Annotated in this window: 3 protein-coding genes; all 3 read right to left on the reverse strand. The window is 60.2% G+C overall.

From position 1 onward, the window contains the following. Window positions 1-97: 97 nt before the first annotated feature. From recD to recC, 3 genes are read right to left on the reverse strand one after another with little or no spacing between them, the layout of a single operon-like run. Complete coding sequence (gene recD, locus V3W27_RS27100) at window positions 98-2,197, reverse strand: exodeoxyribonuclease V subunit alpha (RefSeq protein WP_330207990.1); 2,100 nt, start codon at window positions 2,195-2,197, stop codon at window positions 98-100. Next, entirely contained in the window at window positions 2,194-5,883 is a 3,690-nt protein-coding gene (gene recB, locus V3W27_RS27105) for an exodeoxyribonuclease V subunit beta (protein WP_330207991.1), read from the reverse strand. Before recB ends, recD begins: the two co-directional genes overlap by 4 nt. After that, complete coding sequence (recC, locus tag V3W27_RS27110) at window positions 5,880-9,332, reverse strand: exodeoxyribonuclease V subunit gamma (protein ID WP_330207992.1); 3,453 nt, start codon at window positions 9,330-9,332, stop codon at window positions 5,880-5,882. The genes recB and recC overlap by 4 nt, the downstream gene beginning before the upstream one ends. Window positions 9,333-9,437 lie beyond the last annotated feature (105 nt).

Below are 9,437 nucleotides of genomic sequence, written 5' to 3' on the forward strand. Positions count from 1 at the left end.
CGAAATGATGCCGCAACGATAGCACAGCGCAGTAACACCAGCGAGACAGCAGCTGCTGACCAGATGGTCAATAATCGGCACCGAACATCAGGTTATTTCATTCCCGAACCTCGCCACCTTCTTCCAGTTCCAGCATCAATCCGCTCAGGCGCTTGACCTTGCGCTGCACCGCCTCTTCAAACACGCCGGCCCGGGGCTCGATCAAAGTGAACCAGTGTTTGGCCCGGGTAATACCGGTATAGATCAATTCCTTGGTCAACACCGGATTCAAGGCGTCCGGCAGGATCAGCGCGGTGTGGGCGAACTCGGAGCCCTGGGATTTGTGCACCGTCATCGCGTACACCGTTTCCACATCGTTGAGCCGGCTCGGCAGCACGAAACGCACACCGCCCTGCCCATCGTTACGCGGAAAGGCCACGCGCAGCACCGGTTTGCCGGCGTCCGGGCCTTCGCGCTCGGGCAACTTGAGGGCAATGCCAATATCGCCGTTCATCAGACCCAGACCGTAATCGTTGCGGGTCATCAGCACCGGCCGGCCTTCGTACCATTGCTGGTCATGCTCGATCAGGCGGGCCTTGACCAGCGTTTCGGTGATCCGCAGATTCAACCCTTCAACGCCCCAAGGCCCCTTGCGCACAGCACACAACAACTGGAAGGTGTCGAACGCCTGCAGCACCTCCCGCGCCCAGTTGATCCAGTCCGGATGCTCCAGCGGTCTTTCCGCTGGCGGGCGTTGTTGGCGCAGGATATTCAGATAGTGGCGATAACCCTTTGGACCTTCCCCATGACCGTCGAGCAGCAGCCGCTCGAACGTGTGATCGTGTTCGCCCTTGAGCGGCAGGGAATACACGTCATCATAGTGACCGGCCGCCAGCAACTGGCGCGCCTCCTCCGGCAACTGCTGATTGACCCGCCGCGCCAGCTGACCGATGCCGCTGCCTTCACCGAAGCGTCGGGAATGGCGCAACATCACCAGTTGCTGAGCCAAAGGATGCGAGCCGTCATGGTCCTCGTGCAGGCCACTGTCCTGTAATGACTCACCACTGACCGACTCCAGCCACCGCCGGGTCTGCGGGTTGTACCAGCCCGCCTCGGCATCGCGGCACAAATCGCCGAGCACCGCCCCGGCCTCTACGGAGGCGAGTTGATCCTTGTCACCGAGCAACACCAGACGCGCATGCGCCGGCAACGCATCGAGCAGGTTAGCCATCATTTCCAGGTCGATCATGGAAGCTTCATCGACCACCAGCACATCCAGCGGCAAGCGGTTGCCGGCATGGTGGCGGAAATGTCGGGTGCCGGGCCGACTGCCCAACAAACGATGGACAGTGGTCACGTCGCAGGGGATCTTCTCGCGCACGTCTTCGGTGACTTGCAGCGACTGCACTTGCTGGCTGATGGACTCGGTCAACCGCGCAGCAGCCTTGCCCGTGGGCGCCGCCAGACGAATGCGCAACGGCTGACCGGCTTCCACCGCCGGCGCCTGAAGCAGCGCGAGCAGACGCACCACCGTGGTGGTTTTGCCAGTTCCCGGGCCGCCCGTGATGATGCTGAAGGCTCCCCGAGTGGCAAGCGCGCAGGCGAGTTTCTGCCAGTCGATCACTGCTCCGGGCCTGGCGGGGCCGAACAATTCATCGAGACGCTGGGGCAAGTCATCCGGCGGCGTTTCGCCTTGGGCCAGACGTGTGCGTAACGCCGCATCGATACGCCGCTCATAGGCCCAGTAGCGCCGCAGGTACAGACGCTTGCCGGACAGCACCAACGGTCGCTGATGCGCCGCTTCGCTATTGTCCGCAGCCAGTGCAACCAGAGCGCTGCTCGCCAGCACCTTGCACCAATGGGCGCCATCCAGCGTTTCAAGCAACTGCGACGGCAGGAGCAAGACATCACTTTGCTCATCGCCTTCAGGAGGTAAAGACAGGGCGAAATCCGGGGCCTTGAGGGTTTCGAACAGGTCGAGGCAGACATGTCCGTGACCCAGTTGATGGCTGGTCAGTGCGGCAGCGAGCAACACCAGTGGATCGGACTGGGGTGCGAGTTCGTACAGAAAACCGATAAAGGCCTTGTCCAGCGAACGAAGCCAGCCTCGCTCGACCCAGCGATCAAGCAAGATCAGCAGATCCGAGGCACTGGTCAGTGGCGCCAGGCTCGACGGGTTGTCGATAGCCGATGACAGATCGGCGAAGGTACGGCTCATAGCAGGACTCCCTGTTCCCATGCGGGTTCGGCCTTGGGTTCCGGCTTGCCCTGGAAAAGGCGATCCAGGCGCTCGATCAGTTCGCGCGGCGGCCGCGCAAAATACACGCCGCGACTGTCTGCCCGGGTCCCGCGCAGGAACACATACAACGCACCACCGACATGCTGATCGTAATCGTAGTCAGGCAACCGCGCCTTCAGTTGTCGATGCAACGCCAGCAGATACAACACGTATTGCAGGTCATAACGGTTGTCGAGAATCGAGCGCTCCATGGCTTGCTCGGTATAGGCCGCATCGTCGACACCCAGCCAGTTGGATTTGTAGTCGGCCACGTAGTAGCGCCCTTCATGTTCGAAGGTCAGGTCGATGAAGCCTTTGAACATGCCGTTGAGCTGTACTGGCTCGGCGGCCACTCGTGCCACACCGTTGTGAGTGTACTGGCGCACCCACTCATCGAGTTTGAGAACATCGACCTTGTGGCTGGCGAACCAGAACTCCATCTCGACGCGGTACTGTTTGAGTTGCTCGAGAACCACCGGAGGCTGTCCGCTACCTGTTGGCAGCGACGACTTGAGCAAGTGTTGCAGCCAATCACTCAGGGTGGTGATCCAACCCTCCCAACCACGCAGGTTGCAGCGCCGACCAATCGCATCCTTGAGCGTTTCAAAAGGAACGGCAAAACCTTCGTCTCCGGCCCATTCGAGCAGACCATGAAGAAAGGTTCCTGGATTCGGACCGCGAGGAAAACGATGAATATCGGCGCCACCGGCGACGATCTCGCGTGGCGCATCCGGGTCGAGACGCTCATCATCAAACAGCTTTTGCGCTTGTGGACTGTCCGGCGCCTCATCGCTGCCCACGCTCAACACGTCACTGATGCGCAAAGCACTGTAAGAGGCAATCCACCAGTTTTCGCTGGCCTTGCGCTTGGGCACCAATGTAGCGCTGAGGATCGCTTCGTTGCGCTCGGGCCGGTAGATCTCCTGAGTGGCTTGAGGCAACTCCCCCAAACTGATGGCCGTGCAGTTCTGTTGCAAATCCTGCAGCCAGCGGCTCAGACCGGTTGACTCATCCAGCCTTGCGCCGCCACCCAGGAGATAGCCAAGCGCCGAAAGATGAAGCACCGAACCGTTGTTATTACCGCGTTTGAGGTCCGTGACACCCAGCCAGCAGGCATGTTGCGCGCGAGTCAGGGCGACGTAGAGCAGACGCAGGTCCTCGGCCAGACGCTCGTCATCCGCCAGGGCGATCAATTCGGCGGTCGGCTTCAGTGTCACCTGGGCTTTGCCGGAGGCATCGTGGTAATGCAGCGGCAAGCGACTGCCATCCACCGGTTTTGCCGAGCAGATGAACGGCAGGAACACCAGTGGATACTCAAGCCCTTTGGACTTGTGAATGGTCACGACCTTGACCAGTTGCTCGTCACTCTCCAGACGCAATATCTGCTCTTCGCCGGCCTGACCGGACAACGCCAGAAGCTCGGCCAGATGACGAATCAGCGCTTGCTCGCCATCAAGCTCAGCGGCAGCCTGCTGCATCAGTTCCGACAAGTGCAAAAGGTTTGTCAGTACCCGCTCGCCATCACTGCGCGCGATCAGAGTTTGCGGCAGGTGAAAGTCGTGCAGCAGGCGCCGTAACATCGGCAACACACCTTGTTTGCGCCACAGTTCGCGATAGCCACGAAACTGCATGACCCGGGCTTCCCAGACCAACTCGTCCTGATTCAAACGTTCCAGTTCAGCCAACGGCAGATTGAGGGTGATGCAAGCCAGCGCAGCCTTCAGAGAGCGCTCGACATCCGGCTCCGCGCAGGCCTTGAGCCAGGAGAGCAGGTCATGCGCTTCCTGGGCGGCGAACACCGAGTCCTTGTCCGACAGGTAAACGCTGCGCACGCCACGGGCCGCGAGTTCTGCGCGTACGGCTTGGGCCTCTTTGCCGTCGCGTACCAGAATCGCAATGTCAGAGGGTCGCAAGCCTCTGAAGTCTTCTCCGTCGCGGACAAATCCCGCCGCACCGGTTTGTCCGCCATTGAGCAACGCGGTGATTTCGCTGGCACAGGCCGCCGCCAATTGCTGGCGATAGACCGCGCCTGACAGCGGCTGATCCGTCGACAGGTGCCAGACATTCAGTGCCGCGACATCGTGCCCCGCAATCTGCAGCCGCTCTTTACGCCCCTGAGACTCAACAGGCTGGAACGGCACCGGGTTTTCCCCGGTTTTTTCCCGAAACAAAAACGCGCCGCGTCCCTGCTCGCGGGACTCGGCGCGTTCGAATACGTGATTGACCGCGTCGACCATGCCATGGCTGGAGCGGAAGTTGGTGCCCAGCGTATGCAGGCGGCCGGCAGTAGCCTGACGCGCACGCAGGTAGGTGTAGATATCGGCGCCACGGAACGCGTAGATCGCCTGCTTGGGGTCACCGATCAGGAACAGGCCGGTATCCGGACTGTTGTCCTCGATGCGGTAGATGCTCTCGAAAATCCGGTATTGCACCGGGTCGGTGTCCTGAAACTCATCGATCAGAGCAACCGGAAACTGCTCGCGGATCACCGCAGCAAGGCGCTCGCCGCTGTCGGATTGCAACGCCGCATCGAGGCGCAACAGCATGTCGTCGAAACCCATTTCCGCACGACGACGCTTCTCTTCCTCAAAACGCGCGCCCACCCATCTCGCCGCATGTTGCAGTACGGCGGCATCGGGGGTGGGAAGCGTGTCGAGGCTCGACTTGAGCCCCGGCATCGCGTCGAGACCCGGATGACTCGGTGCCTGGCCCTTCCAGGCTTCGGCCATTCCGTCAGGGGTCAATCGGGTGAAACCGGTGCCGATGTCCAGTTGCTCCATGGCCTCGTCTTCGGCCCACGCCTTGAGTTTCTCGAACCAGGGCTCGAAGTAGCGCGCCTGCATCTTGCGTCCATCGACGGCTTTGCTCGCAACGCCTTCGTGACAGATCACCAGCAGCTCATCGGCCCACTGACGCCACGGCATCTTCAGCTCGAGCAACGCGGCACGCCGTTCTTGCAGACACTCATTGATCAATTCTGCAGGGGCCTTGCCGTCATCACTGTCGCGCTCACTGCCAAACAGGCCGCGCACTCGAGGCAACAACGCTGCCGGCCCGCCCCAGTTAGCGCGAACCCAGTTCAGCGCGTCGCCCTGCATCGGGTAACAGAACAGTCGCCAGTAATCGCGCAGTACTTCACCGAGCAGATCGCTGTGATCGGTTTCCAGGGACTGGGTAAACAGGCTGCCGCTGTCGAACGCGTGTTCGCGCAGCATGCGCTGGCACCAACTGTGGATGGTGGAGACGGCCGCTTCATCCATCCATTGCGCGGCGATGTCCAGGCGATTGGCGCAACCGGGCCATTGTGCCGGGTCAAACTGCTCGCGCAGCTCGGCAATCAAGCCATCCGGCGCCGGGGTTTCTTCACGGAAAAACCGCGCAGCCTCGGCCAGCCGCGTACGGATTCTTTCACGCAGCTCCTTGGTGGCGGCATCGGTGAAGGTCACCACAAGAATCTGCGGGGGCAGCAATTCACGGCCGAAGCCGCTCGATTCGCCGCCGTGGCCAAGGATCAGCCGCAGATAGAGAGCAGAAATGGTAAAGGTCTTGCCGGTGCCCGCACTGGCTTCGATGAGTTGACTGCCGTGCAGTGGGAAGGCCAGAGCCAGCGGTGTTTTGGTACTCATGCGCGTGCCCCTTCGCTGGCCAACGAGCGCCATGGCGCTTCAAACAGGGGGCGATACAACGCGTCGCACCAACCGGAGAATGTTTCGTCGGCACTCAATGCGTCAAAGTCAGCGAATTGGCGTGACAGCGCAGGGCTTTCACGGCGCTCACCTTCACTGGTCTGGCCGTCACCTTCGTAGGCTTTTCTGGCAGCCGCCTCAGCCTTGAGCGGATCAGTCTGCGCAAGCCAGGCAAAGGCTGTCTTGACCGCGATCGGCAACGGCTGGCGCATGCCGGCTTGCCAGGCGAGCAGCAGATCACCCAGAAAACGAACCGCTCGATCCTTCTCCAGCGGCTCAAGCAGCAGCGTATCGTCACTCGCCACCAGTGCCGTGGTCAGGATAAGTCCGCTGGCGCAGGCCACCAGGTGATTGACCCACGGCTTGATCAACCGATGCCATTTCCGACTTTTGATCGAGCCGATGCTGTTGGGAATGGTCGTGACCGACAACACGCCACCGTCAGCGCGTTGATGCAAACCGGCGAGCCAGCCTTCAACACGCACGCCCTGCAACTCAAGACTGACCGGGAGCGCGCTGGTCAATGGTGTCGGCCATAACGCCAGAAGGTGTTGGTAACGTTGCAGCAAGTCAGGTAACGGCTCGATCAACTCTCGTTGCAGGCATTCGCCGAAGCCGGCCATGGGCAGCAATCCGCTGTTTTGCAAACGCCGCGCCTGATCTTCGAGTGCCCGATTGATATTGTCCGGCTGCCGGAGTGCGGCTTCGAGCAGGCTGTCGCTCAATGTGTAGCGTTGCAATGCGTCCAGCACGAACGGTTCTTCGTCAGCCAGGGGCGCCTCGGCGGCCTCGAAGTACACTTTGAGGCGCTGCGTGAAAAAGTGCCGGACCGGGTTACGCAAGAAATCCTGCAGAAGAGCCAGACTCAGCGGCTCCTCCTGAACATGGGGCGCGAGTAGCTCCATCTCATGTTGTGGCGCATGTACCTGGTGCAAGACCTGCCATTCACGGGCATAACTGAATAGTTGATCGCCTTCATGGAAATAGCGCGAACTGAACGGTTGCAGGGGATGCTCCTCAGTCATGGAGGTCAACAGATCCTGATGCTCATCGAGCGACCGCCAGCCACTGGCGAGGTGATCGCGCAACTGGCCGATCAGAACTGAAGCAGGCCGTTCACTGTTGTCGCGAATGCTGCGTCCGACCCAACTGATGTAGAGCTGATCGCGCGCAGACAGGAGCGCCTCGAGCAACAGATAGCGATCGTCTTCACGCCGGGAACGGTCCCCTGGCCGGTAGTCACTGCCCATGAGGTCGAAATCCAGCGGGGGTTGCGCCCGGGGATAATCGCCATCGTTCATCCCCAGCAAACAGACAAGCTTGAACGGGATCGCCCGCATGGGCATCAGCGTGCAAAAGTTTACTGCGCCGGCGAGAAAACGCTGGGACAGACGCCCCTGATCCAGCCCCGCGAGCCAGGCTTCGCGAACCACCGTCAGCGGCAATTCATCGACCAACCCAACGGATTCACAGGTCTGCAGCCAGGTTTCGCGCAACTCCTCAAGTTGCGTGAGCAGATAATCGTCGTGCTCGTTACTGGCCTTGAAAAACAGCTGCATCAGGATTTGCAGGCGCTGGCCCCACACCTTAGGCTGAGCGACTTGAGTGAGTTCGTGATGGGCCAGTTCCAATGCATCGAGCAGGGCAACCAACGGACCGATCAACGCAGCATCCAGACCACCGATTTCATCGTAGGGTTCGATACCGGCACAGGCGCTGGAGCTGCCAACTGCGTACCCCAACAACATCCGCCGCAAACCGAAATGCCAGCTGTTCTGTTCAAGCTCATCCGGCAAGCCCAGGCCGGCACGTTGCCCGGCGTTCATTCCCCAGCGCACGCCTGCTCCTTCGATCCAGCGATGCAGAGTAGGCAAATCACGCTCTTGTACGCCAAATCGGGCGCGCAACGCAGGGACGTCGAGCAGATCGAGGATCTCGCTCACCGGGAAACGACTATCGGGCAGCTTCAGCAGGTGCTCGACAGCAATCAACAACGGATCGCGGCCCCGCTGGCCCTGGTCGGCCAAGGTAAATGGAATGAAGCGTGGATCATGTCGATTCAGCTGTCCGAACACCGCCCGGATATGCGGCGCATAGCTGTCGATGTCCGGCACCATCACAATTACATCTCGTGGGCGCAGATCTGGATTGGCGCTGAAGCGTGCGAGTAACTGGTCGTGAAGGATTTCCACTTCGCGCTGGGCACTGTGGGCTATGTGGAAGCGGATCGACCCATCCTGCGTCAAGTCAACGGCAGGCCAGCGCTCACGCGTTTCATTGAGTGGCCGCAACTCGAGGATGTCGTCCTGAAGTTGGTTGAGCATGTTATGTGGCTGATTTTCGCTGAACAGATCAATGCGCCCATCACGAAACGCCGCGCGATAGCTGTTGGGGTCATCGTAACTGTCGAGCAGGTTGATATAGTCGCGGCCTTGCTTGCCCCAGGCGGCGAGCAGCGGATGAGCATGTTGGTGCAACGTTTCAGGATCGAGTACGACCGGCATGCCGTTCTTGCGGCTCTGACGCTTGTATTGATGACGCAGCAGATCCTTGTCGGCGACGATATCGGCCCAGTGGTGTCGGCAAGGGTTGTGTACACACAACAGCACCTGACTGAAACGTGCGAGTCCGGCCAACGCTTCAAGCACCTGGGCGGGCAACGAGGATATACCGAACACGATCACCCGCGAGGGTAGTCCTGCTGGTGCATGTTCGAGGGAATTTATGCACTCGATAAATCGTTGATGAACACCGGCGCGGCTCTGGGCCATGCCTTGCTCACCGACATCTTCCAAAAGAGCACGCCACAATTCAGCCTGCCAGCAACTGACTGGAGGCAGTGGCTTTATCTCGCCTCGAACATTACGTAACTGATGCCGGCCCTCGGCCCAATCTTCGAGCCAGTCGGCCCGATACACCTGATATTGGTCAAACAGGTCTGCCAGGCGCTCGGACAACTGGTAGCGCTTGCGCAAGTCGGTGTCATGGGTGAGGAAGCGTTGTAGCGGTTCGAAATGGGGGCGATCAATCACTTGCGGCAACAGGCGCATCAGCCGCCAGGTCAGGGGAGCTTTGTCGAGCAGGGATGTTGCGGGGATTTCATCTCGGCCCAACACCATACGGTAGAGCTGCCACATGAAACTGCCTGGAAGCTGCACATCGATGGCAGCGGCTATTCCGCAACCACCGAGATCGTCCTCTTCAGGATCTTCTGCCAATGCCAGCTTGAGCCATTGGGCGATACCGTTGCTTTGGACCAGAGCGATTTCATTCTCCAAGGGAGCCAATGGGTAGCGCCGCATGATGCTGACCACCAGGCTGCGCAGCTCGTCCAGGCTATTGCTCTGGACCACCATGAATGCAGCGTTGAGGGACGAGGCGTCCGGCATAAAAGCTTCCTTGGAAAAGTACAAAAGCCAAGGCAGAACCTTAGCACTGTCGGCAGGCTGTGACAGCCGGAAGGGCCTACCGCATGCTGTAGGAACTTTCCTGCA

Source organism: Pseudomonas sp. AM14(2022) (assembly GCF_036346455.1).
GTDB lineage: Bacteria > Pseudomonadota > Gammaproteobacteria > Pseudomonadales > Pseudomonadaceae > Aquipseudomonas > Aquipseudomonas putida_A.

What these genes read in the sequence shown, in the direction of transcription:
- recD (WP_330207990.1), bottom strand. Translation starts at nt 2,197, where the DNA reads ATGAGCCGTACCTTCGCCGATCTGTCATCGGCTATCGACAACCCGTCG.
- recB (WP_330207991.1), bottom strand. Translation starts at nt 5,883, where the DNA reads ATGAGTACCAAAACACCGCTGGCTCTGGCCTTCCCACTGCACGGCAGT.
- recC (WP_330207992.1), bottom strand. Translation starts at nt 9,332, where the DNA reads ATGCCGGACGCCTCGTCCCTCAACGCTGCATTCATGGTGGTCCAGAGC.